Origin of the sequence: Bariatricus sp. TF06-38A, assembly GCF_027690675.1 — a bacterium.
In the GTDB taxonomy this organism is placed as follows: Bacteria; Bacillota; Clostridia; order Lachnospirales; family Lachnospiraceae; genus Allocoprococcus; species Allocoprococcus comes.
The window spans coordinates 1-23,721 of the sequence record NZ_JAQFCE010000028.1; the positions used below are offsets into that span (position 1 = coordinate 1).

At 42.4% G+C, this 23,721-nt stretch carries 19 protein-coding genes and 1 tRNA gene; 18 read left to right on the forward strand and 2 right to left on the reverse strand.

The features are described from left to right. Positions 1–181: 181 nt before the first annotated feature. Both PG418_RS16105 and PG418_RS16110 read left to right on the forward strand, forming a co-directional pair. Complete coding sequence (locus tag PG418_RS16105; RefSeq protein ID WP_498837685.1) at positions 182–1,060, forward strand: aldose 1-epimerase family protein; 879 nt, start codon at positions 182–184, stop codon at positions 1,058–1,060. An 80-nt stretch (positions 1,061–1,140) separates the two neighbouring features. Next, a complete protein-coding gene (locus PG418_RS16110; RefSeq protein ID WP_022220300.1) occupies positions 1,141–1,722 on the forward strand; it encodes a xanthine phosphoribosyltransferase in 582 nt (193 codons plus the stop codon). A 224-nt stretch (positions 1,723–1,946) separates the two neighbouring features. Here PG418_RS16110 and pepI read toward each other — a convergent pair whose 3' ends face one another. Next, positions 1,947–2,828: a proline iminopeptidase gene (pepI, locus tag PG418_RS16115; protein ID WP_022220301.1), complete on the reverse strand. Its 882-nt coding sequence runs from the start codon at positions 2,826–2,828 to the stop codon at positions 1,947–1,949. Positions 2,829–2,976: 148 nt separating this feature from the next. Here pepI and PG418_RS16120 point away from each other — a divergent pair. Then, a tRNA-Gly gene (locus PG418_RS16120) sits at positions 2,977–3,047 on the forward strand. 514 nt (positions 3,048–3,561) lie between these two features. On the opposite strand, the gene PG418_RS16125 is transcribed toward PG418_RS16120, so the two are convergent. After that, positions 3,562–3,726 carry a hypothetical protein gene (locus PG418_RS16125; RefSeq protein WP_211134116.1) on the reverse strand — a complete coding sequence of 55 codons (165 nt, stop codon included), beginning with the start codon at positions 3,724–3,726 and terminating at the stop codon, positions 3,562–3,564. 160 nt (positions 3,727–3,886) lie between these two features. Here PG418_RS16125 and PG418_RS16130 point away from each other — a divergent pair, with 160 nt between their 5' ends. From PG418_RS16130 to PG418_RS16200, 15 genes are all read left to right on the forward strand, one after another. Beyond that, positions 3,887–4,036, forward strand: coding sequence for a hypothetical protein (locus tag PG418_RS16130; protein WP_498837686.1), 150 nt, complete (start codon positions 3,887–3,889; stop codon positions 4,034–4,036). Between the two features lie 513 nt (positions 4,037–4,549). Beyond that, entirely contained in the window at positions 4,550–4,642 is a 93-nt protein-coding gene (locus PG418_RS16135; protein WP_227120655.1) for a putative holin-like toxin, read from the forward strand. A 405-nt stretch (positions 4,643–5,047) separates the two neighbouring features. After that, the gene (locus PG418_RS16140; RefSeq protein ID WP_008371036.1) at positions 5,048–5,536 is read left to right on the forward strand and encodes a QueT transporter family protein; all 489 of its coding nucleotides are present in this window, start codon (positions 5,048–5,050) and stop codon (positions 5,534–5,536) included. 197 nt (positions 5,537–5,733) lie between these two features. After that, positions 5,734–7,329, forward strand: coding sequence for a response regulator (locus PG418_RS16145; RefSeq protein WP_195196573.1), 1,596 nt, complete (start codon positions 5,734–5,736; stop codon positions 7,327–7,329). Further along, positions 7,316–9,040 (forward strand): sensor histidine kinase, encoded by a 1,725-nt coding sequence (locus tag PG418_RS16150; RefSeq protein ID WP_055155995.1) that lies wholly within the window; start codon positions 7,316–7,318, stop codon positions 9,038–9,040. The genes PG418_RS16145 and PG418_RS16150 overlap by 14 nt, the downstream gene beginning before the upstream one ends. Beyond that, complete coding sequence (locus tag PG418_RS16155) at positions 9,027–10,046, forward strand: substrate-binding domain-containing protein (protein ID WP_022220685.1); 1,020 nt, start codon at positions 9,027–9,029, stop codon at positions 10,044–10,046. Before PG418_RS16150 ends, PG418_RS16155 begins: the two co-directional genes overlap by 14 nt. Before the next feature lie 237 nt (positions 10,047–10,283). Then, positions 10,284–11,417 carry a galactose ABC transporter substrate-binding protein gene (locus PG418_RS16160; RefSeq protein WP_055155997.1) on the forward strand — a complete coding sequence of 378 codons (1,134 nt, stop codon included), beginning with the start codon at positions 10,284–10,286 and terminating at the stop codon, positions 11,415–11,417. Positions 11,418–11,554: 137 nt separating this feature from the next. After that, entirely contained in the window at positions 11,555–13,051 is a 1,497-nt protein-coding gene (locus tag PG418_RS16165; protein ID WP_022220687.1) for a sugar ABC transporter ATP-binding protein, read from the forward strand. A gap of 30 nt (positions 13,052–13,081) precedes the next feature. Further along, entirely contained in the window at positions 13,082–14,152 is a 1,071-nt protein-coding gene (locus PG418_RS16170) for a galactose/methyl galactoside ABC transporter permease MglC (RefSeq protein WP_008371023.1), read from the forward strand. 22 nt (positions 14,153–14,174) lie between these two features. Continuing rightward, the gene (locus tag PG418_RS16175) at positions 14,175–14,432 is read left to right on the forward strand and encodes a hypothetical protein (RefSeq protein WP_022220688.1); all 258 of its coding nucleotides are present in this window, start codon (positions 14,175–14,177) and stop codon (positions 14,430–14,432) included. A 236-nt stretch (positions 14,433–14,668) separates the two neighbouring features. Continuing rightward, the gene (locus PG418_RS16180; protein ID WP_008371016.1) at positions 14,669–15,367 is read left to right on the forward strand and encodes a response regulator transcription factor; all 699 of its coding nucleotides are present in this window, start codon (positions 14,669–14,671) and stop codon (positions 15,365–15,367) included. A gap of 8 nt (positions 15,368–15,375) precedes the next feature. After that, the gene (locus tag PG418_RS16185) at positions 15,376–17,982 is read left to right on the forward strand and encodes a histidine kinase dimerization/phospho-acceptor domain-containing protein (RefSeq protein WP_498837687.1); all 2,607 of its coding nucleotides are present in this window, start codon (positions 15,376–15,378) and stop codon (positions 17,980–17,982) included. Positions 17,983–18,090: 108 nt separating this feature from the next. Then, positions 18,091–19,257: a class I SAM-dependent methyltransferase gene (locus PG418_RS16190; RefSeq protein WP_498837688.1), complete on the forward strand. Its 1,167-nt coding sequence runs from the start codon at positions 18,091–18,093 to the stop codon at positions 19,255–19,257. Between the two features lie 36 nt (positions 19,258–19,293). Next, entirely contained in the window at positions 19,294–21,807 is a 2,514-nt protein-coding gene (locus PG418_RS16195) for a hypothetical protein (RefSeq protein ID WP_498837689.1), read from the forward strand. A gap of 24 nt (positions 21,808–21,831) precedes the next feature. After that, a complete protein-coding gene (locus PG418_RS16200; RefSeq protein WP_498837690.1) occupies positions 21,832–23,721 on the forward strand; it encodes a fructose-1,6-bisphosphatase in 1,890 nt (629 codons plus the stop codon).

A 23,721-nucleotide genomic window follows, 5' to 3' on the forward strand; every position in this document is an offset into this window, starting at 1 on the left:
ATCAGTATTTGAGATTAAGTAAAACGGTTCGATTCCGGTCTGCGGCAGTGTTTGAAAAGCAGGAGAAACGTTGAATTTACAGCATTTCTCCTGCTTTTTGTTTAACCGGGATTCTGTTAAATACGCAATTTTCCGGCGTAGAGGCAGAAAAGTAGATACAGAAAGGAATGGAGGCATAAAAATGGGAGCATATCAACTGAAAAATGAAGAACTTACACTGACTGTTATTTCAGCAGGCGCAGAAATGAAATCGCTAAAAGACAATAAGACAGAGCAGGAATATCTGTGGCAGGCGGATCCAAAGTTCTGGGGAAGAACATCACCGGTTCTTTTCCCAATCGTAGGAAATTATGTGCAGAAGCAGTCGGTATACGAAGGAAAAACATATACGCTGTCACAGCATGGTTTTGCAAGAGACATGGAATTTGATCTGGAGAGCCAGACAGAAGAAGAGATTTGGTTTGTACTGAAAGATACAGAAAGTACTTTGGAAAAATATCCATTTCATTTTATTCTGAAAGTAGGATACAGACTCTCCGGACGTCAGGTGGAAGTAATGTGGAAAGTAGAAAATCCAAATGATAAGAAGATGTATTTTTCGATCGGAGGGCATCCGGCATTTAACTGTCCTTTGAAAGAAGGAGAAAAGCAGGAGGATTGTCAGTTGATATTTGATACAGAAGGACCGCTCACGAGCAGCATCCTGAATGAAGAAGGTGCACTTTGTCCACGGACAAAAATCTTAAATCTTTTCGGAAAATGTCTGAAGCTTGAGGAACATTTATTTGATGAGGATGCACTTATTATTGAAAATCATCAGGCACAGAGGATCGGTCTTGCGGATGCAGATGGAAAGATTTATCTGGAAGTAGAATTTGATGCACCGCTTTTTGGAATCTGGTCTCCGGCAAAAAAACACGCACCTTTCGTATGCATTGAGCCATGGTATGGAAGAAGTGACAGAGAAGATTTTGACCATATTCTGGAAAACAGGGAGTGGGGGAATGAACTGGAACCGGGCGATATTTTTGAAAAGGATTATAAGATTCTGGTAAAATAGCGCAGAGGGTTGCGTTTCATGGCTCAGACTGATACAATGAAAAAAATACATGGAATATTAAAGGAAGAGGAGAACGTAAGATGAACTTTTTGGAAGAACGTATTGTCAAAGATGGAATCGTGAAAGAGGGAAATGTTCTTAAGGTGGACAGTTTTCTGAATCATCAGATGGATATTGAATTATTTGACCAGATCGGAGCGGAATTCAAGAAGAGATTTGCAGATAAGAATATCAACAAGATCCTGACAATCGAAGCTTCTGGTATCGGGATTGCCTGTATTGTAGCCAAGCATTTTCATGTACCGGTTGTATTTGCAAAAAAGACACAGAGCATCAATCTGGAAGGGGAGATGTATGTAGCAGAAGTCGAATCATTTACCCACAAATGCAAGAACCAGGTAATTGTAGCAAAGAAATTTCTTTCAGAGGAAGATCATGTGCTCATTATTGATGATTTCCTTGCGAATGGATGTGCGCTGCAGGGGCTGATTCAGCTGGTTACAGAGGCAGGTGCAACTGTAGAGGGAATTGGAATTGTGATCGAAAAAGGATTCCAGTCCGGCGGAAGAATCATCCGCAACCTTGGATATCCGCTGGAATCACTTGCGATTGTAGAAGCTATGGACAGTGAGACGGGTGAGATCACTTTCAGAGAGCAGTAAAAAGTGCAAAAAGACGCATATGCCTGAACAAAAATTTTGTCGGGAATATGCGTCTTTTGCGTATATGATGAGCTAAGTGCAGATTTGTATTTTCACAGGGATCTGCACTTTTTGATATACAAAAAGAGAGTGATATTTGTTTTAGCTGGCCCACGAGCGGTTATAGAAAAACATGGAAAGTGAAGAGCCAAAGATAACAATATATCCAATCACGCTGAGCAGGTTTAGTCGTTTTGCTCCATCCATTCATTTAAAAGCCTGCAATAGCGGTCGGTATCTTCAACGAAGCATACATGACGGCAGTCATCAAAAAGTTCCCAGCGTGAATTCGGGATACTGTCATACATGGTCTTTGCAACCAGTGGAGTGCACAGATCGTTGGTTCCGTTGATGATAAGTGCCGGTTCTTTGATATTTTTCAGTTTGTCACGGTACTCATAGTTGCTGAGATTTCCGATTGGCGTGTATTCATTTGGTCCCCACGCGGTGATATAAGAGTCTGTTCCAATTTTTTTTGGACGGCGCAGGCATTCAGGATCGGTGTCTTTTGGTACGCCGGCGGCATGAAGAAGCATAAAGCGTTCATTGGCTGCGAGATATGCCGGATCGTCAAAATTGCCGGTTGCTTCAGCTTTGGCAATGGCGTCCTGATCTTCCTGGGACATGAATTTGATCATCCGGTGTTGTTCCTGGGCCCACAATTTGGAAGATGGGTGGGTGCTGGAAAGAATAACGGATTTGATCCCTTCTGGTTTGTGATCGCATAAGTATTCGATTGAGAGCATTCCGCCCCAGGATTGTCCGAGAAGATGAAGTTCATTAAGTCCGAGATATTTTCTGAGTTCGATCAGTTCATTCATCCATGTTTTAGAACACCAGAGTTCTGAATGTCCTTCTACATAAGAATTACCGCAGCCGAGCTGGTCGTAGGAAATAATTGCACGACCTTCATCAGCAAGTCGGTCAAGTACTTCAAAGTAGTTATGTGTAGAACCAGGTCCTCCGTGAAGCAGAATGAGTGGTTTTTTATTGCCGGAGCATTCGCCTGCAATACGGTAGTAGGTTTTGTATCCAAGATAAGGCATGTAGCCTTCTGTAATTTTCATATTTAATCCCTCCTATCAGTATACTGAGTCTCTTCATTATAACATCAGAATGAAGTAAGGGAAAGAAAAAGTGGAAAAATAAAAAAATAAAAAAAACAAAAAAATTGTTGACAAACAGTTGAATGATGAATATAATAATAAGAGTCATGCGGGTGTAGTTCAATGGTAGAACACCAGCCTTCCAAGCTGGATACGTGGGTTCGATTCCCATCACCCGCTTTTGTTATGTTTTAAATCAGGAGCCCGGTCGCCAAAGTGGTGACCGGGCTCCTGATTTATAGAGAAAAATTTAGTCATTTTTGACTGGTACGTTAAAATGTCGGCTCGATTATAAGGGTAAACATTTCGTTCACCCATTGCGTCCTGCTGACAGATATGCTATATTTAAAACACAAAGAGGGAAACCGCAAGCGGCTACCCCAAATTGTATAGTTGACTGTTATTTATGAACAGCCGTCACTATTTGCGGTAGTGGCGGCTATTTTCGTTTACCCTTGAAAATCTCATAGCAAAGACCTACAAGGGCAACAATGAATATACTAAACTGAATCAGATCAGAATATGTAACCATCGTATCATTATTATTTCTGAAAATCCGTTTCACTATATTTTTCAACCGGGAAATCAGCCGGCATATTCTTTAGCAATAACATATCATCCAGTATTTTCAATGCTTTTCGTAAATATGCTTGATAAGCAGTTTTTATTACAAGAACAAAAGTACAAGCACTTATTAAATCAATTCAAATGGGTTTCTTCCTGTTACTGTCCTTAAACATCTTCCTTCTTCTAAAACCGCTCTTACAATTTTCCAGTATTCTTCCATGATCCTGTCAATATCATCTAAATCAAATACTATCTGCCCATACCGGACATTGATTCTCTTAATTCTGCTCATCAGTACCTCTTTTCTTCTCGCAAATCTGCTGCCAAATCACAGCCAGTAAGCACATAAAAGCAGAAAATTAAAAATAGCAAAGGTACGGACAAAATGGGAAAGTAACATACTGGTAGCAGATCTATTTCTAACGTCTGGATATGTAAGTGCCTGGAAACATGTGGCGGGAATAAAACTATGCGCTCGCACTGCAGAAGCTCTGGAAGATTTACTGATTCAGATTGCACAGGCGTACATCCCCAATGATGATCTGATTGTTAGAATCCCGGAAAATGAAACAGAGGGCGAGCTGTGGTCTTATGAAATATAAAAAATCCGTACAAGCGAAACTATATAGCGAAGGAGTGAAAATGACAGTACGCGAAACATACATGAAAGATTATCTAATTACAGATTGCAGAAAAAAAGAGTTGGTACAGTTTTGCAGAAATGCAGATAATGAAGATCTTATAATGATATTATAGGCTGCAATACAGTCTAATTCGGGCTTGGCAAGTAAATTATTCATAACTCTTACTGAAGGATGTGGATATGATAAAATATGCACTTTTGCTTCTGTTCCGGCTCGAAAAACGGATTATCAAGCATATTTGCGAAAAGCATTGAAAATACTGAATGATATGTTATTGCTAAAGAATATGCCGGCTGATTTCCCGGCTGAAAAAATATAGCGAATGATTTTTCAGAAATAACATAACACAATGGTTGCCTTGTCTGCTGTCATCATGGTAAGATACAGACAGGGAAACCAAAGCCAGGCGGCTACCCTCTGTTACGGAGGGATAAAAAACACCCTCCAGACGAAAGAAAGGAGGGCGATACGATGGTTACATATTCTGATCTGATTCAGTTTAGTATATTCATTGTTGCCCTTGTAGGTCTTTGCTATGAGATTTTCAAGGGTAAAAGAAAATAGCCGCCAACTACTGGGAATAGTTGACGACTGACATTAGTAATAGTTGACACTATTTGCGGGTAGCCGCTTGCGGTTTCCCTCTTTATGTCTTAAATATAGCATATCTGGCAGCAGGACGCAAGGGGTGAACGAAATGTTTACCAGTGTCGTAAATTTTTTGGTACTTACCTTGATTTTTCATCCGTCCCATGCTATACTAACACCCGTTACAAAACCCCTAAAAACAAGGTCTTACAAGGGTTTCGCCGATTCCCGGCGTAAGGTCATATACTTACAGTATATGCCTTCCGCGGCATTCGTCAGATGTCCATGCAAGCATGGCCGCCAGACTCATTGCTGCGCGAAAATGAATCGTGTGTTCGTGACCTTCCACACGTAAAACAAAACTAGAGGAGAGAATTTCATATGAAGAACAAGAATGTAGCATTTATGACTCAGGCAGCGATGATCGCTGCAATCTACGTGGTGCTTACTTATGTATTTGCACCATTTTCATTCGGAGAAGTACAGATACGTATTGCAGAAGCACTTACGATTCTTCCGGTATTTACACCGGCAGCAATTCCTGGACTTTTCGTTGGCTGTATTGTTGGAAACATTCTCGGAGGAGCAATCCTGCCGGATATCATTTTCGGAAGCATTGCAACTTTGATCGGAGCATTTTTTACTTATCAGCTTCGTAACAAAAACCGTTTCCTTGCACCGTTACCACCGATTATTGCTAACACAGTAATCGTTCCGTTTGTACTTCGTTACGGATATGGAGTAGCACTTCCAATTCCGTTTATGATGTTGACAGTTGGTGTCGGAGAAGTTGTCGGATGTGGTGTGCTTGGATTAGTCCTTTATACTGCATTGAATCGTTATAAAAATGTAATTTTTAAAACAGCATAAGAAGATGTAAAAAGCGGACAGACTGAAAAGCTATTTAGCCTGTCCGTTTTTTATACTATTATTGTGTATACAATCGTAGAATTTTACAAATTTAAGTGGAGATATATTTATGGAAAAGTGGATAAGAATCTTCTATAATATAAAAAGAGAAATTGTAACCAGATGAAAGTTTGACAGTAAGTGAAAAAGGGAGAAATATGAAATATACAGTTGTTGTTGCTGATGATGAGGAGGAAATCCGAAGAAGTCTTGTTCGCAGGGTAAAGTGGGAAGAGATTGGTTTTGAAGTGGTCGGGGAAGCTGAAAATGGTGCAGACGCGCTGGAACTGGTTGAAAAGCTGGAACCAGATCTGCTCCTTACTGATATCAAGATGCCATTTTTATCGGGGATTGAGCTGGCACGGGCGGTCAGGGAAGTTCGCCCGATGGTACAGATCGCATTTTTAAGTGGATTTGATGATTTTACCTATGCGCAGCAGGCAATTCAATATAATATTGTAAGCTATATGCTGAAGCCGATTTCAGCAAAAGAGATCGAGGCGGAATTGATAAAGATTAAAAAAGCCATGGATCAGCGAGTGGAAGAATTTACAAAAGAAAGAAAAGAGAAGCTGGACATCCGCAAGACGCAATTCCTTATTCCGCTTTTGCTCGACAGCTTTCAGAATGAACGGGTGTCCGAAGAGGCACTTCTTGAGCGGGCAGAGGAATGTGAGCTGATCCGTAATCCAAAGCCGGATAATATGCAGTACGTGGTGCTTGTAACCGGAATCCGTGATGCAAATGGAAAGGATCAGACAAGCTATAGCAGTGTAAATGCAGTTGATATGATCCTGAAAAAATATGTTCATTATGTAAGCTGCCATCTGGAAGGAAGAGTGGTATCGCTGATCGCGACGACTCCGGGAGGTATGGGTAAGTATTTACATATTATTGTAGAAGAAATTGTTCAGAGTGTGGAGCGTATTATGGGATATTGCTGTCAGGTCGGGGTAAGCAGGAGTGTGAATACTCTTGGAAAATGCAGAGAGAGCTATCTGGAGGCAATGAATGCGCTCAGTTATTCCAGAAAGGATAAAAGCAGTGTCTATTTCATTTCCGATGCAGAGCACGGATCGGGATTGGAACAGGGAGAAATACAGGAAATTACAGCAACGATGGAGAATTTTTTACGTGGTGGAATGGCAGAGGATCTGGAGATTTATCTGGATGATCTGGAAAAGAAGCTGCGAAATGGAGGCAAGAATACACTGGTACTTAGTACGATACTTTTGACCGAGATCGGGGCGGCAGTATATAAGGTTATTTATATGGCAATCGGGGAATGTGGTGTAGAAGTTCTTCAGAAAAAATATTCCATGCAGCAGATGCGTGAAATGGAACGTATGGCAGAGAATTTTCAGATCATAAAAATGCTGTGTATGGAGGCTAAAAAAATGCTTATGGATCAGAGAAAGAAGAGCAGCGAGGTGATCTGCGAGCAGGCAGTGCAGATCATACAGGACCGCTATGCCCAACAGGATCTGTCTGTTATGATCATCAGTGAAGAGATCGGGGTGTCGCCGAATTATCTCAGCAGTCTGATAAAAAAGACGACAGGCAGTTCAATGGTTGAGATCCTGACGAAAAAACGAATTGAAAAGGCAATGGAGCTTCTGCAGTGTACCGGTATGAAGATCGGTGAGATTACAGAGCTGTGTGGTTATAAGGATCAGTATTATTTCAGCCACTGCTTCAAAAAGCTGACTGGAGTATCACCGAACAAATACAGGAGGGAACATGAACAGGCGTAAAAAAGAAGCAGATCAGCACAAGGGATGGAATATATCTATTTCCGGTGTGTTTATTGCAATGGTAATGGGAATCGTCCTGATTTCGGTAGTGGCTGCAACGCTTATTTTTGTTCAGATTTACCGGAATGCAATGGAGCAAAGTGCAGTGACAAGCAGTTCCCAGAGCTGTGAACAGGTACAGAATACGGTTGAGAATTATACACAGGATATGCGGATCATACTGGAAGGGATCGTGGCGAGAATGCGTCATGAGAATAATCATTCTGAGGAATATATCCAGAATCTGGTAAATATCCGTTCCGATGTAGTAGCGGTAACAATCTGTGGTGAAGATGGGGAGCTTCTGCGTTACTGGAACAGGGGGCAGAAGCTGAAAGAGAATTATCGCATTGTTCAGAGTATCGAAATGGAAGATGACGATGGCAGGCTGCGTATAACCAAACCATATGTGGAATCTTTGTTTGAGGGATATTATCCATGGGTTGTAACCGTTTACCAGAAGATTCAGAAAGAAGACGGAACCAGTATACAGGTAAATATTGACATCCGTTTTTCTGACATTGCCAATTATGTTGATGATGTAGGGATCGGGCAGCACGGCTATGCCTATATTGCGGACAAAAAAGGCAATCTGATCTATCATCCACAGCAGCAGCTCATTTATTCCGGGTTAAAAGAAGAGAAGGGAATGGATTTAAAAGAAGGGACACATATTCAGGAACAGGCGATCTATACTGTGAAAAATCTGGAGAACTGTGACTGGAAAATTGTAGGTGTCTGCTATGTAGATGAAATGATTACGGAGAAGGTAAGCAGTGCGGTATCCAGACTTCTGATCGTCCTGTGTCTGGTTATGGGAGCAGTCTTTCTTCTCGGATGGGCATTTTCAGAACTGTTCTCAGCACCGGTAAGGCAGCTTGCTGATGACATGCACCGGTTTGAAAAAAATGCTGAAAATTTTGTATTTGAGCCGATGGCGGGAACTACAGAGATCACGACTTTATCCAACTCGTTTGAACACATGGTTGTGAAGATCCAGAAGCTGATGGAGCAGGTCAGACAGGAAGAAATCACACTGCGGAAAACAGAGCTGAAAGCGCTTCAGGCGCAGATCAATCCACATTTCCTGTATAATACACTGGATGCGATTGCATGGATGTGTGAAGACGGGAAAAATGAAGATGCAGAAGAGATGGTTACGGCACTTGCAAGGCTGTTCCGTATCAGTATCAGTAAAGGGCATGAGCTGATTCCGATCGAAAAAGAAGTGGAACATGCAAAGAGTTATCTGAAGATTGAAAATTATCGGTATAAGAACAAATTTACCTATTCATTTGAGGTGGAAGAGTCGTGTCTTTCGTATCTTTGTAACAAAATTACTTTGCAGCCAATTATCGAGAATGCAATTTATCATGGTGTAAAGCAGATGATCGATGAGGGTGAGATCTGGATTCGTATTTTTGAGGACGGAGAAGATATTATTTTCCAGGTGGAGGATAACGGAATCGGTATGACGGAAGAACAGTGCCGGGAGATTCTGCGCAAAGAGCCGGGAGACCGTACCGGAATCGGAATCAAGAATGTAAATGACCGGATCAAGATTTATTTTGGAAGCAATTATGGACTGAATATCACAAGTGAGCTGGATGAAGGAACCTGTGTGACGATCCGTATGCCGAAGGTCAGGGAGGAAGAATATGAGAAAAAGTAGAAGAAAACCATTTATTGCAATTGATGCAGGTGTGATCCTACTTGCAATTCTGTTTTTTGTCCTGACGGGTGACGGACTTGGGGAAGGAAAAGAAGGCAGTACAAATAGCGTCATCGAGAAGAAAAAAGTAGTGTTTCTGACAAAATCCATGGATTCTTCTTTCTGGCAGTCTGCATATGCGGGAGCCGGTGCGGCAAGTGCGGAATATAATCTGGATCTGGTGTGCGAAGGACCGGATGGAGACGGTGAGGAAGATTATGAGGCGCAGAATGAAATGATAGACCGGGCAATCCGGGAACAGGTAGATGCACTTCTGTTCTCTGCCATTGATTTTGAAAAGAATGCGGAAGCAATCGACCGTGCGGCAAAGGCAGGAATCAGAATTGTGGTTGTGGACAGTCCGGTAAACAGTGAGGCTGTGGAATGCTATATTGGTACAGACAATTATGAAGCCGGATGTATGGCAGGAGAAGAAGTGCTTGGTAATCCGGCGGAAAATCTAAATATCGGAATCGTAAATTTTGATAAGAGTACGGAGAACGGGCAGCTTCGTGAAAAGGGATTCCGGGATACGGTTCTTAATGATGACCGGGCAAATATTACGGCGTCCATCAATGTGAAGTCTACGATCACCGACGCAAGAGAGGGCACCGAGAGGATGTTGCTTGACAATCCGCAGATCAATGTGATCGTGACATTTAATGAATGGACAACACTTGGAGTCGGGGATGCGGTAGAAGCACTTGGCGCCGGAGAACGGACGCAGGTTGTTGCGTTTGACAGTAACGTAAAATCCATTGGAATGCTGGAAAAAGGAAATGTAGATGCGCTGATCGTCCAGAACCCATATGCGATGGGATACCTGGGGATTGAGCAGATCAATACACTACTGAATGGTCAGAAGCCGGAAAAGAAAGAGACGGCAACCAGCAGTATTCTGGTGACAAGAGAAAATATGTATGATGATAAGAGCCAGAAGGCGCTGTTTTCATTTGAAGAAAAGTAACGGGTGGAATGTTTGTAGCTGCTCGGAAGTGAAGTATAGAAGCTGTAGTCTGAAAAATATTTGGACTACAGCTTTTTAAAGAATTGGGCATTTGAAACATTTATGGACGAAATTAAGTAAAAATTTATATAAACGTTGAAATTCACAAACTCCTCGTAGTTTTTCACATGGGTGTTTTATTCCCTTCTTGTTATACTCGTATCATCAAGTAAACGTTATACAAGGAGGAACGAAATTATGAAAAGAAGAATTGTAGCAGCGATGCTCGCAGGTGTGATGGCACTTGGAATGCTTGCAGGATGCGGGGGCTCCGGTAAGAGTGACAGTGATGGTGGAAGCAGTGATAAGAAATCATCAGACGCTAATATCGCAGTATTCTACTATACCTATTCTGATACTTATATCGCATCTGTCCGTACAGCACTCGATGCAAAACTTGACGAGATGGGTGTTGAATATCAGGACTATGATGGAAACAGCAACCAGACAACACAGAACGAACAGATTGATACAGCGATCCAGACAGGTGCTACAGCACTGATCGTTAACATCGTTACATCCGGTTCTGTAGATGCTTCTTCACAGATCGTTGAAAAAGCAGAAGCAGCAGGAATCCCGGTTATTTTCTTCAACCGTGCGATCGAAGATGACAAGACAGAAGGCGATGTACTTGGAAGCTATGACAAGTGTGCATTTGTAGGAACAGACGCTCCGGAAGCAGGACATATGCAGGGCGAAATGATCGGTAACTATGTAGTAGAACATTTTGATGAAATGGATCTCAACGGAGATGGAAAGATCTCTTACGCAATGTTCATGGGACAGCTCGGAAATGCAGAAGCTATTTATCGTACACAGTTTGCTGTAGAAGATGCAGATAAGATCATCACAGACGCCGGCAAACCGGCACTGGAATACTTTGACGCTTCTAACAGTGACAAATATCAGGTTGACCAGGATGGTAACTGGAGTGCAACAGCAGCCAACAACTATATGACAACCAACCTTTCCCAGTACAACGAAGGAAGCAATAACATGATCGAACTTGTTATCTGCAACAATGACGGTATGGCAGAGGGTGCAGTCTCAGCTCTGAATGATAAGGGATACAACCTTGGAACAGGCAAAGACTGCAAGATGATCCCGGTATTTGGTGTTGATGCTACAGACGCAGCAAAACAGCTGATCGCTGATGGCAAGATGACAGCAACTGTTAAACAGGATGCAGATGGTATGGCAGCTTGTATCGCAGACCTTGCTAAGAATGCAGCAGGTGGAAAAGATCTGATGGATGGAACAGATTCTTACAATATTTCCGAAAAAGTAAGCAACAAGATCTTCATTCCTTACCAGGAATACTCAGGAAAATAAAAATGTAAAAAATAAAGGTGGCGGCCAGGTGGTTGGCCAGCCACCTTTTCTAAAGTTGTGACGCAGCCGGATGGAACTGCATAGCGGCAGGTTCGAAAGGTATGCGAGATTAGAAGATGAGAGACAGGAGGACAGCTATGAAACAGGATGTTTTACTGCAGATGACGGATATCTGTAAAGAATTTCCGGGCGTAAAAGCATTAGATCATGTGTCCCTGACAGTTAAAGCAGGCACTGTCCATGCACTGATGGGTGAAAATGGAGCCGGAAAGTCAACACTGATGAAATGCCTTTTCGGAATTTATGACAAAGACAGTGGCAAGATTGAGCTGGAGGGAAAAGAGATTAATTTCAAGAATTCGAAAGAAGCTCTTGAAAATGGAGTTGCAATGGTTCACCAGGAACTGAACCAGGCGCTCAAAAGAAACGTCATGGATAATCTCTGGCTCGGACGTTACCCGAAAGTGGGCGGCGTCATGGTAAATGAGAAAAAAATCTATGACGACACAAAAAAAGTATTTGAAGAATTGAAAATTGATGTAGATCCGAAAAGGATCATGAGTACGATGCCGGTATCACAGAGACAGATGGTAGAGATTGCAAAAGCAGTATCTGTGAATGCAAAAGTCATCGTATTTGATGAGCCGACTTCTTCCCTTACAGAGCAGGAAGTAGAGCATCTGTTTGATATCATTGAGATGCTGAAAAAGAGAGGATGCGGAATCATTTACATTTCACATAAAATGGCAGAGATCAAACGGATTTCAGATGAAATCACGATCATGCGTGACGGAACCTGGGTAGCAACCGAGAAAGCAGATGATCTGGAGATGGATGATATCATCCGCCTGATGGTTGGACGTGAGCTTACCAATCAGTTCCCGCCAAAGACAAATAAACCGGGCGATGTAGCGCTTGAAGTGGAACACCTTTCCGGAATGTATTCGATCCTGAATGATGTTTCCTTCAAAGCAAGAAAAGGAGAAATTCTTGGAATTGCCGGACTTGACGGAAGTGGGCGTACAGAAACTCTGGAGACAATTTTTGGAATTGCAACCAGGAAATCAGGAACGATAAAACTTGACGGAAAACAAGTCAGCAATAAGAATGCACAGGATTCGATCAAGAACGGATTTGCACTTCTGACAGAAGAGAGAAGAGCAACCGGTATCTTCGGCATCCTGAACATTCGTGAAAATACCGTTATCTCCAGCTTAAAGAGACACAAAAAAGGATTTTATCTGAGTGAAAAATCCATGAAAGAAGATACGCAGAAATATATTGATGCGCTGCGGACAAAGACACCGTCGCAGGAGACAAAGATCCGTGCACTTTCCGGTGGAAACCAGCAGAAGGTTATCCTTGGAAGATGGCTTCTTACCGATCCGGAAGTACTGCTTCTGGATGAGCCGACAAGAGGAATCGATGTCGGTGCAAAGTATGAGATCTATCAGCTCATCATCGATCTTGCGAACCGCGGCAAAGTAGTTATCGTAGTTTCTTCAGAAATGCCGGAGCTTCTCGGAATCTGTGACCGTATCATGGTTATGTCCGGTGGAAGACTTGCCGGAGAGATTGACGCAGAAGAGGCGACACAGGAACTGATCATGACTTACGCAGCAAAGTATGTGTAATTTTCAAACAAAAAGAAGGAGGCTTCCCAGATGAAAGCATTTGCAAATATAAAATCACGCTATGCAGAATACAAAGCACTGGATTCCGCAGACAAGGTAAAAGCGTGGAAAGAAGGACTTATCAATAATGCGATTTATCTTCTGATCATTATCGCAGTTATTTACACTTACACACAGAACAGCAGATTCCTGAGCGTGGCATCTATTGTTAACATTATCTCGCTGTCTGCAGCGAACATTCCGATCGCGTGTGGTATTGCAGGAACGATCGTACTTACCGGTACAGACCTTTCAGCCGGACGTGTTGTAGGTCTTACAGCATGTATTTCTGCATCACTTTTGCAGTCAGTAACTTATGCAACCAAAATTTTCCCGGATCTTCCGGTTCTTCCGATACCACTGGTTATTCTGATCGTAATCGTAGTCGGAGGTATTGTTGGATGGGTAAATGGATTCTTCGTAGCGAAATTCCACTTACATCCATTCATTGTAACACTGGCAACACAGCTGATCGTATACGGAATTCTTCTGATGTACATTATGCTGAACGGTAACAACGGACAGCCACTTTCCGGACTGGACAAATCCTTTAAGAATTTTGTAACAGGAAGTTTCTTAAAGATCCGTGGCGTTCCGATACCGAACTATGTATGGTACGCTTGTGTCGTAGTTGTATTCATGTGGTTCATGTGGAATAAGACAACATTTGGAAAGAATATGTTCGCAGTTGGTTCCAACCCGGAAGCTGCCAATGTATCTGGTGTAAATGTTATGAGAACAACCATTCTGGTACATACACTTGCAGGATGCATGTATGGTATCACTGGATTCATTGAATCTGCACGTATCGGTTCCAACCAGGCAAATACAGGTCTGAACTACGAGTGTGATGCGATTGCTGCCTGTGTAATCGGTGGTGTATCTTTTGTAGGTGGTACCGGTAAGATCAGCGGCGTTGTTTTAGGGGTGTTCATTCTGAGAATCATCTTCGTTGCACTGCAGTTCCTGGCAGTAAGTCAGAATATGCAGTATGTGATCAAAGGTCTGATTATTCTGATCGCATGTGCAATTGATATGAGAAAATATCTGGTAAGAAAATAAAAAGAAAAGGCTGGGAAATGTTATGGACGAGAATAAGATGCCGGAGAATGACGGATGGAAGAAAAATGCAAGACTGGCGATTTATGCAATGGCCGGGTTTTATCTGCTGACACTGGCATACCAGATGTTCAGGGCGATTTCCACAAGTCATGGTAATGAACAGCTTGTTATGATCGTGGCGACGATTCTGTTTCTGATAGTTGGTGTTGGACTGATCGGGTTTGGACTGATCGCAGGATACCGCAATATAAAAGCAGATCACAGAGAAGACGAAAAGTAGAAATCATAAATATTACCTCACAAGAGAAAACTTCCGGTAAAGTAAAACTTGCCGGGAGTTTTTTTGCGTATATGATGAGTCAGGTGCAGATTGGTGCTTGCACAAGAATCTGTATCTGACAAATATAGATCATCTCGCACCACATTTTCAAATCTCAAAAAATTCTTAAGAAAATCCCGCCCTATCTCTTAAAAAATCTCTGCTAATCTTGTATATTATAGAGGAGGTGAAAAAAGATGGCGAAAATATTAGTATGTGATGATGATAAAGACATTGTAGAAGCAATAGATATTTACCTGACGCAGGAAGGATACGAAGTCCTGAAGGCGTATGATGGCGACGAAGCGATCAAGGTATTGAAAAGAAATGAAGTTGATCTTCTGATTATGGATGTGATGATGCCGCGGCTGGATGGAATCCGGGCGACACTCAAGATCCGGGAAAACATGAGCCTCCCGATTATTATTTTATCCGCCAAATCAGAGGATGCGGACAAGATTTTAGGACTGAATATCGGTGCAGATGATTACATGACCAAACCGTTCAATCCGTTGGAGCTGGTAGCAAGGGTAAAATCCCAGCTCAGACGTTACACCCAGCTTGGAAGTACGGCGAGATCTGACAACCAGAGTGAGTTCCGGACCGGGGGACTTGTGATCAGGGATGATCTGAAAGAAGTGACTGTGGACGGCGAAAAAGTGAAGCTGACACCGATTGAATACAATATATTACTGTTACTCGTTAAAAATCAGGGAAAGGTGTTCTCTATCAATCAGATTTACGAAAATATCTGGAATGAAGAAGCAATCGGAGCGGACAATACCGTTGCCGTACATATCCGCCATATCCGGGAGAAAATCGAAATCAATCCGAAAGAGCCACGTTACCTGAAGGTAGTATGGGGTGTCGGATATAAGGTAGAGAAGATCGGTTAGGAGGTCTTATGAATAACAAATGGTATCAAAGCGCACCATGTAAAGGAATCCTGATCGTACTGGAGCATATTTTAGCGGTGGTGATGATCACATGTCTGGTTTTTACATTCAGTTATCCGGGCGATAATCTGGCAGGAATCCTGTTTGAAAAGCCACATAAGAAGTATGATCAGTCAAAAGGGTTTACCGACAAGCTAATGAGTGCTGCAAATGATATTACGGCTGCGGAAGGATACGACAGCAATTTTGAAACAGAAGGAAAATATGATGAAAACAGAATTGTAGATCTGAAAGAATATGATTCAGATCGTAAGATTTCAAATGAAAATGTAAATGGGCTTGCATACCGTCTTGGTGATTTTGTGAATTACTGGGAAAACGATCAGGAGATGTACTACGCAGACGGGACCAAGATGGCAGATGGAGACAATGATGATGAGATCATCGTCTGCCAGAAGGATGACGGAACCTACCATTATTACTATGAAAAAGAATTTCGTCGGGAATTTAAAAACGGGAACCTTCAGTTTGGTAATATGGATGAGGCAAAAGATGAATATTCACTGGAAAGCACCGGAGAAGTGATCGATTCTCTGATCAATGACTGGATCGAGAACTCCGCAAGTATTTACCGCAATATTCTGGACAGTGAAAATCGCCAGGTCTACACAAAGTGCTGGCGGTATGACGGAGAAAAAGTTTCCGAAAACTGTGCACCGGTGGGCGCGAAGAATCTTCTGGAAGTTGTGAACAAGGATTCCAGATGGAACGGCAAGTTAAGTGATGCGATGTCCATGCTTGGAAATACTGTGGACAGTGTACGGGATGAATTTTTGACGTGGCAGTATGTAACGGAAGAATATAAAGAAGGTAATACCAATCTTGCATATATGATTGTAGATCTGGACAATAAAAAAATTTATACCAACCGTCTTGCATATCAGAGATTTGATGAATGGGAAAAGAATCTGGAAAGTATGAAAAAGCTGGGAGTATATGCGGTTGCCACACCAAAGCTTACTGAGTACCAGAGTGATATTGATATGGACGGATCACAGTGGAAATCACTGATCGGTGGCAATATGTGGATGGATAATTACGAATGCGTGTTCACGGTAGATACTTCCTATCCAATCCAGGATGACTTTTATCAGGAGAGCAAGATTTATCAGGAGTATGCACCGCAGGTAAGATTTACCTTCTGGATTGCGATTGCAACCGGATTTGCAATGCTTGTAATTCTGGCATGGCTGACAATTGTTGCAGGCAGATCAAACCGGGAAGAAGGCATTGTGTTAAATCGGGTCGATAAAATGAAGACAGAAATCTTTATTCTTTTGTCGGTTGCAGTTATGGTGATATGTATTTATGGGGAAATCAGTTTAAGTTACAGTCTGCTGAACGGAGTCTGGTTTAGCGGAGATGGTTTCAATGGCACATCGGTACTGATTTTTGCAGGGATTGTTGCGGTAAGCGTTTGCATGACAGGACTTACTTTCTGGCTTGGAATGGTAAGAAGGATCAAGGCAAAGACTTTGTGGAAGAACAGTATTTTATGTCTGATCATCAAATACGTCCGGATTGGGATCCGGCATCTGGGGGAGGTCTGGAAAGCTGCGATTTTGTTTGGAGTACTGGTTGTAGTTCACTGGATCGCGATCGCCATGTGGGAGCCGGGAATCTGGCTGTTCGTAATGCTTGCGGCAGAGGCGGGGGCATTTTTCTGCCTGATGCGCAGAGCCATCGGAAGAGCGCGGATCATCAAAGGGGTAAAAGCAATCGCAGACGGTCAGGTTGATTATCAGATTCCGTTAAATGGACTCAAAGGCGGACAGCTTGAAGCAGCAGTCAGCATCAATAAGATCGGAGATGGACTGGACCGGGCGGTAGAAGAGAGCGTAAAAAATGAACGCCTCAAAACGGATCTGATCACAAATGTATCCCATGATATCAAAACGCCGCTTACATCAATCATTAATTATGTGGACCTTTTAAAGAGAGAGGATTTTGAGGATCCGAAGATCCGGAATTATCTTCAGGTTCTGGAAGAAAAAGCATATCGTCTGAAGACACTTACCGAGGATGTGGTAGAAGCTTCCAAGGTAAGCAGTGGCAATATCAGCCTGGAAATGATGAATCTGAATCTGGTTGAGCTGGTTAATCAGACCAGTGCAGAGTTTGAAGAAAAATTTGAGGCAAGGAATCTGAAAATGATCATGAATCTTCCGACCGAACCGGCAACAATCTACGCAGACGGCAGACGAATGTGGAGAGTTCTTGCAAATGTATTTAACAATGCGGCAAAATATGCAATGGAGGGAAGCCGGGTCTATGTGGATCTGGTTCAGACAGGTGAGGAAGTACAGCTTACGATCAAGAATGTATCAGAGCAGCCGCTAAATATTTCGGCAGATGAGCTGACAGAAAGATTTATCCGCGGAGATGTATCCAGAAGCACGGAAGGAAGCGGGCTTGGTCTTTCGATTGCACAGAATCTGACAAAGCTTCAAGGGGGAAAATTCGAGTTATATCTCGACGGAGATCTGTTCAAGGTACTGATCCGTTTCCCGGCTCCAAAAGAAACGGAAGATGTCTATCAGGAAGTCGAACAGTAACAGGTAAATATGGGGCGTAAGGGAAATTTCCCTTGCGCTCTATTTTATTTCGCTTTACAATAAAAACTGGATTCGTACATATAACCTAAAATGTAAGGGGAAATTAAAATGGAATCATTGAATAATATCTTAAAAAAGAGTTTAAATAAAGAATTTTTATCAGCAATAATCAGCAATCCACGTGAAAAAGGCGGAATTGTAAAGATTAAGATCCGCCCTGTGGAGCATAAAGACAATATTTTGTACCAGTGCGAAGAACACCGGAACAACCAGGTATTTCACCACAATCTGAATGAAGAAGAAGCAGCAGGATATATTGAAAATGCCATGCAGGAATTCAAACAGATGCAGATGGAGACCAGAAAATTCCGCTATCAGGTTCTGGTCAGTAAAAAAGGGAAAATGACGATTCAGAGACGGCTTCAGACCGGGAGGTTCAAAGAGATTGATCTGTCACACAACCGGAAGAAGCATTATATCCTGGAGGAAGGAAAAGCAGTTCCATTTTTACAGGATCTGGGAGTTATGACAAAAGAAGGGGAAATCGTGCGGACAAAGTTTGATAAGTTCCGCCAGATCAACCGTTTCCTGGAGTTTATCGAGGATGTACTTCCGGAGCTTCCGAAGGACAGGGAAGTAACGATTCTGGATTTTGGATGCGGCAAATCCTATCTGACATTTGCAATTTACTATTATTTGCATGAGTTAGAAGGTTATGATATCCGGATCATCGGATTGGATCTGAAGACGGATGTCATTTATGCATGCAACCAGCTTGCAAAAAAATATGGCTATAGAAAACTGAAGTTTATGGAAGGAAATATTGCAGATTATACCGGCTCTGATGAAGTGGATATGGTCGTGACGTTGCATGCCTGCGATACCGCTACCGATTTTGCACTTGCAAAAGCAGTTGGCTGGAAAGCGAAGGTCATTCTTTCGGTTCCGTGCTGTCAGCATGAAGTGAACCGTCAGATTGCAAATGAAACACTTGCACCGCTGTTTTCTTACGGACTGATCAAAGAGCGAATGGCAGCTCTTGTCACAGATGCGATACGTGCGGAATATCTGAAGAGGGAGGGATATGACACACAGATCCTGGAGTTTATCGATATGGAGCATACACCGAAGAATATTTTGATACGGGCCATTTACACGGGAAATAAAGGAAAAAATACAGAGGCAATCCGCACATGTGAAGAAATGCTTCACATCGATCCAATGCTGGGGAGATTATTGGATCAGCAGAATGAAGAGGGAGAAAAAGGAGTATAAATTTAGCAGATTAAGATAAAGGGGACTATAATTACAATGTTTAAAAAGATAGCAATAAAGACAGGGGTACTGACTACTGTATTTATTCTTGCAGTTATCGTATCCAGTTATGTGACGAACAGAGGCAACACTGATATGAGTGCAGATATGGGAGGTGCGACACTGCCAAGAATATCCTTTATGACAGAAGGATATGAAGTGAACTCACTGCCGGGATATAAAAGCGATATGACGCTTACTTCAATGCGTGATACACTGACACCCGTCACAAATAACCAGCTGGATATGAACATTGCAAAATATGATAATCAGATCCAGAAGGTTTACTGGCAGGTATATACATTGAATGGGAAAAAATGTATTCAGGAGGGAACCATTAAAGATGTTCAGGATACAGTAACTTTAAATTTCAAGAATACGAAGATCCTGAAAGAAGAGAGGATTTTGAAAGTAACCTTGTACCTGGATAATCAGAATATTTATTTTTATACCAGGATCAAGAATTCGGCAGATTGCAACTATAAGAAAAGCCTGGATTTCGCAAATAATTTCCACAATGCGGCACTCGAAAATCAGGGTGATAAGGTCGAAAGCTATTTGGAAACAGATTCCAGTGAGGACAGCTCCACCTATCAGGAGGTCACACTTGCATCGACACAGTCACAGGTGACATGGGGTTCGCTTGCGCCGCAGGTATCGGGAAATGTATACTGGGAAATTAAGGAATGCAATGAGAATTACACATCACTTGTCCTCAAATACCAAGTAAAGTGCACCGGGGATACTGATTATGCTGATCGGCTTTACAGTGTAAAGGAATTCTTCCGGATCCGCACCGGGGAAGATGCACAACAGTATCTGCTTGATTATGATCGCACGATGAATCAGAGATTTGATGGTAAGACAACTGCGCTGAACCAGAAGGGTGTTCTTGTTGGGATTGCGCCGACGGACCTGGAGTATGAGACTAATACAGATGGAACCATTGTAGCATTTATAGAGGATAACCAACTCTGGCATTATGATAAAAAAGAGGATGAAATGTCACTGGTATTCGGCTTCGCAGATGCGGAAAACATGGATGTGCGTACATTATGCGACCTGCATGATATCCGCCTGATTTCAGTAGATGAAAAAGGCAATACCACATTTACTGTAGTGGGTTATATGAATCGCGGTGTACATGAAGGGCAGGTAGGTGTAGCAGTCTATTATTTTGACGCAGAAAAAAATTCCGTTACGGAAAAAGCATTTGTCCCTAGCGAAGACGGATATTATCTGATGAAAGAGGATCTGGGTAAATTTGTATATTACAGCAATTCTGATGAAAATCTTTATGTAATGATAGATGGTACATTATATCTTGTGAATCTGAAGGACAACACCAGAGAGGTGCTGGTGAAAGATCTGGAGGAAGGGCAGTATCAGGTTTCACCAGACGGACATCTGCTTGCTTACCAGAGTGAGGGCGGAAAGATCAATGAGTCGCAGAAGATTATCGTGCTGAATCTGAAGACGGGCAAATCCTTTGATATTACATCCGAAGGAGACGAATATGTCAAACCGATCGGATTTATCCGGAATGATTTTGCTTATGGCACGCTGCGTGGAAGCGATGCAGGAACCAATATATCCGGACAGAGTGTGTACCCGATGTATAAAGTGGATATCATCACGCAGAAACAGGAGATAGCCAAGACCTATGAGGTACAGGATTTTTACATTCTGGATGGCTATGTGGCAGACAATATGATGACACTTAATCGGGTGAACAGAAATGAGAATACCTATATTTCAACAACGGCAGATTATATTACCAACAATCAGGAGAAGGAAGAGAGCAATATCACAGTTGAGACCTACAATGATGATCTGCGTGGAACTCTGGTTCGTCTGACTTATGAAAATGGAATCAAAGACAGCAAAGCAAAAATTTTAAAACCAAAGCAGGTACTGTTTGATAAACCGATGGTTGTCAGCTTTGATAAACCGAAGGTAAAGAATCAGTATTATGTATATGCACTTGGCAGTCTGCAGGGGGTGTATGAAAAAGCATCTTATGCGATCCAGGAAGCGGAGAAGATAAAAGGTGTTGTCATTTCTTCATCACAGGAATATGTATGGGAGTCCGGAAATACGCCGGATATTTATGAAGTAAATAATATGGATGAGTTCCGGACAGGAGAAGGTGAGAGTACACTTGTAGCGTGCCTGAACCGGATCCTGAAGCTGGAAGGCGCAGAAGATATAAATGCATCAACAGAGCTGGAAAACGGAAAGTCGCCGGCAGAAATCCTGACAGAAGCAACCGGTGGAGAAGGGTTTGATCTGACCGGATGTACACCGGAAGAAATCCGCTATACGATCAGCCATGAGACACCGGTGATCGCAATGCTCAGTGTGGATCACGCGGTACTGGTCATCGGATACACGGATGCGAAGTATGCTTATCTGGATCCGGCAGACGGAGAACGTCATTCCGCAACGCCGGATGAGATGAACGGTCTTGTAAGCGGAAGCGGAAATGTATTTATTGGATATGTAAAGTAAAAAATAACCGGATGGAGGAAGAAAATGAAAGATGAAAAATATTTAGAACTTCTGGCAGAAAAGTACCCGACAGAGCAGGCTGTGTGCCGAGAGATCATCAACCTGAAGGCAATCTTAAGTCTGCCGAAGGGAACCGAGCATTTCATGAGTGACCTGCACGGAGAATATGAAGCATTTTGTCATATATTAAATAACTGTTCTGGCGTGATCCGGGAAAAAGTGGATCTGCTGTTTGGAGATACCTTATCTGATCTGGACAGAGAAGAGATCTGTACGCTGATCTATTATCCAGTTGAAAAGCTTGCAATGATAAAAAAGGAAGGAAAAAATAATGAAGAGTGGTATCGTGTGATCTTAGGAGAACTAATCGATATCGCAAGATTATTTTCATCCAAATACACCCGCTCAAAAGTAAGAAAAGCGATGCCGAAGGAATATGCCTATATTCTGGATGAACTGATCCATGTACAGAAGGATGAAGATGATAATCAGCTGGTGTATCACCGCAATATCCTGAATACGCTTCTTGAACTACAGAATGCAGATGAATTTATCGAGGTGCTTGCCGGATTGATTAAACGGCTGGCAGTCGATCATCTACATATTGTCGGAGATATTTTTGACAGAGGTCCTTGTGCAGACCGGATCATGGATTTGCTTACGACTTATCACTCCATTGATATTGAATGGGGAAATCATGATATCCTGTGGATGGGGGCAGCGGCAGGAAGCAGAGCCTGCATCGCAACAGTTATCCGTAACAATCTGAAATATGATAATATGAAGATCATGGAGAATAGCTATGGGATCAGTCTGCGAAATCTGACCTTATTTGCAGAAAAGATATATCCGCAGATCGATCCGATGGAAGCGGCACTGAAAGCAATTTCTGTACTTCTTTTTAAGCTGGAAGGTCAGGTGATCCTGCGTAATCCGGATTACAAGATGGAAGATAAATTGCTGCTTCATAAAGTGGATGTGAAACGTCAGGTTGTTGAAATTGGCGGAAAAGAATATAAGATCAAGAAGGAAGAATTTCCAACTGTAAGTTTTGCAGCTGAAAGTGTGGAAGAAGTCTATCAGCTGACCGAAGAGGAAGAAAATGTAATGGAAGGTCTTCAGATGGCTTTTGTGAACAGTATCCGTCTGCGACAGCATATAGATTTCCTGTATAAAAAAGGAAGTATGTACCGGATCTTCAACGATAATCTTCTGTATCACGGCTGTGTGCCGCTGGATGAGAGCGGAAACTTTGACGGCGTTATATTTGGGAAGAGATGCTATCGAGGAAGAGAATATCTGGACTATGCAGAGCATGTTGCCAGAAGAGCCTGGTCGAAGGAGGCGAAAGAAAAAGACAGAGACTTTATGTGGTATCTGTGGTGCGGAAGAAAGTCTCCACTTTCCGGAAGAAATACGAAAACCTTTGAGCGTACTTATGTGCTGGATGAGTCGACATGGTATGAAGAATCAAATCCATATTATAAATTCTACGAAGAAGAAAAGGTCTGCAATATGATTCTGCATGAGTTTGGTCTTTATTCCGAGCGTGCTCATATCATTAATGGGCATACACCGGTCAGAACTTCAAAAGGAGAGCATCCGGTCCGTGCGAATGGAAAATTAATGGTCATTGATGGAGGTTTCTGCAAGAGCTACCATAAGACTACCGGAATTGCCGGGTATACACTGATCTTTAATTCCCATGGTATCCGGATCAAATCCCACCAGCCTTTCTTGAGTGTGTATGCGGCACTTACGGAAAATAAGGATATCGAGTCAAAATCAGAACTGGTCGAAACCGAAAAAGAACGTTTGATGGTGCGGGATACAGATAGCGGAAAGAAGATCAAGGAGGATATTGAGGCACTTAAAATGCTGCTCAGTGCATACCGTGAAGGGGAGTTGGAATAG

Bases quoted from the DNA above. Each gene is read 5' to 3' on its own strand.
- PG418_RS16185 (WP_498837687.1), top strand. From the start codon at position 15,376: ATGAATAACAAATGGTATCAAAGCGCACCATGTAAAGGAATCCTGATC.
- PG418_RS16195 (WP_498837689.1), top strand. From the start codon at position 19,294: ATGTTTAAAAAGATAGCAATAAAGACAGGGGTACTGACTACTGTATTT.
- PG418_RS16135 (WP_227120655.1), top strand. From the start codon at position 4,550: ATGGTTACATATTCTGATCTGATTCAGTTTAGTATATTCATTGTTGCC.
- PG418_RS16140 (WP_008371036.1), top strand. From the start codon at position 5,048: ATGAAGAACAAGAATGTAGCATTTATGACTCAGGCAGCGATGATCGCT.
- PG418_RS16125 (WP_211134116.1), bottom strand. From the start codon at position 3,726: ATGAGCAGAATTAAGAGAATCAATGTCCGGTATGGGCAGATAGTATTT.
- PG418_RS16180 (WP_008371016.1), top strand. From the start codon at position 14,669: ATGGCGAAAATATTAGTATGTGATGATGATAAAGACATTGTAGAAGCA.
- PG418_RS16165 (WP_022220687.1), top strand. From the start codon at position 11,555: ATGAAACAGGATGTTTTACTGCAGATGACGGATATCTGTAAAGAATTT.
- PG418_RS16200 (WP_498837690.1), top strand. From the start codon at position 21,832: ATGAAAGATGAAAAATATTTAGAACTTCTGGCAGAAAAGTACCCGACA.
- PG418_RS16150 (WP_055155995.1), top strand. From the start codon at position 7,316: ATGAACAGGCGTAAAAAAGAAGCAGATCAGCACAAGGGATGGAATATA.
- PG418_RS16110 (WP_022220300.1), top strand. From the start codon at position 1,141: ATGAACTTTTTGGAAGAACGTATTGTCAAAGATGGAATCGTGAAAGAG.
- PG418_RS16175 (WP_022220688.1), top strand. From the start codon at position 14,175: ATGGACGAGAATAAGATGCCGGAGAATGACGGATGGAAGAAAAATGCA.
- PG418_RS16170 (WP_008371023.1), top strand. From the start codon at position 13,082: ATGAAAGCATTTGCAAATATAAAATCACGCTATGCAGAATACAAAGCA.
- PG418_RS16160 (WP_055155997.1), top strand. From the start codon at position 10,284: ATGAAAAGAAGAATTGTAGCAGCGATGCTCGCAGGTGTGATGGCACTT.
- PG418_RS16155 (WP_022220685.1), top strand. From the start codon at position 9,027: ATGAGAAAAAGTAGAAGAAAACCATTTATTGCAATTGATGCAGGTGTG.
- PG418_RS16105 (WP_498837685.1), top strand. From the start codon at position 182: ATGGGAGCATATCAACTGAAAAATGAAGAACTTACACTGACTGTTATT.
- pepI (WP_022220301.1), bottom strand. From the start codon at position 2,828: ATGAAAATTACAGAAGGCTACATGCCTTATCTTGGATACAAAACCTAC.
- PG418_RS16190 (WP_498837688.1), top strand. From the start codon at position 18,091: ATGGAATCATTGAATAATATCTTAAAAAAGAGTTTAAATAAAGAATTT.
- PG418_RS16145 (WP_195196573.1), top strand. From the start codon at position 5,734: ATGAAATATACAGTTGTTGTTGCTGATGATGAGGAGGAAATCCGAAGA.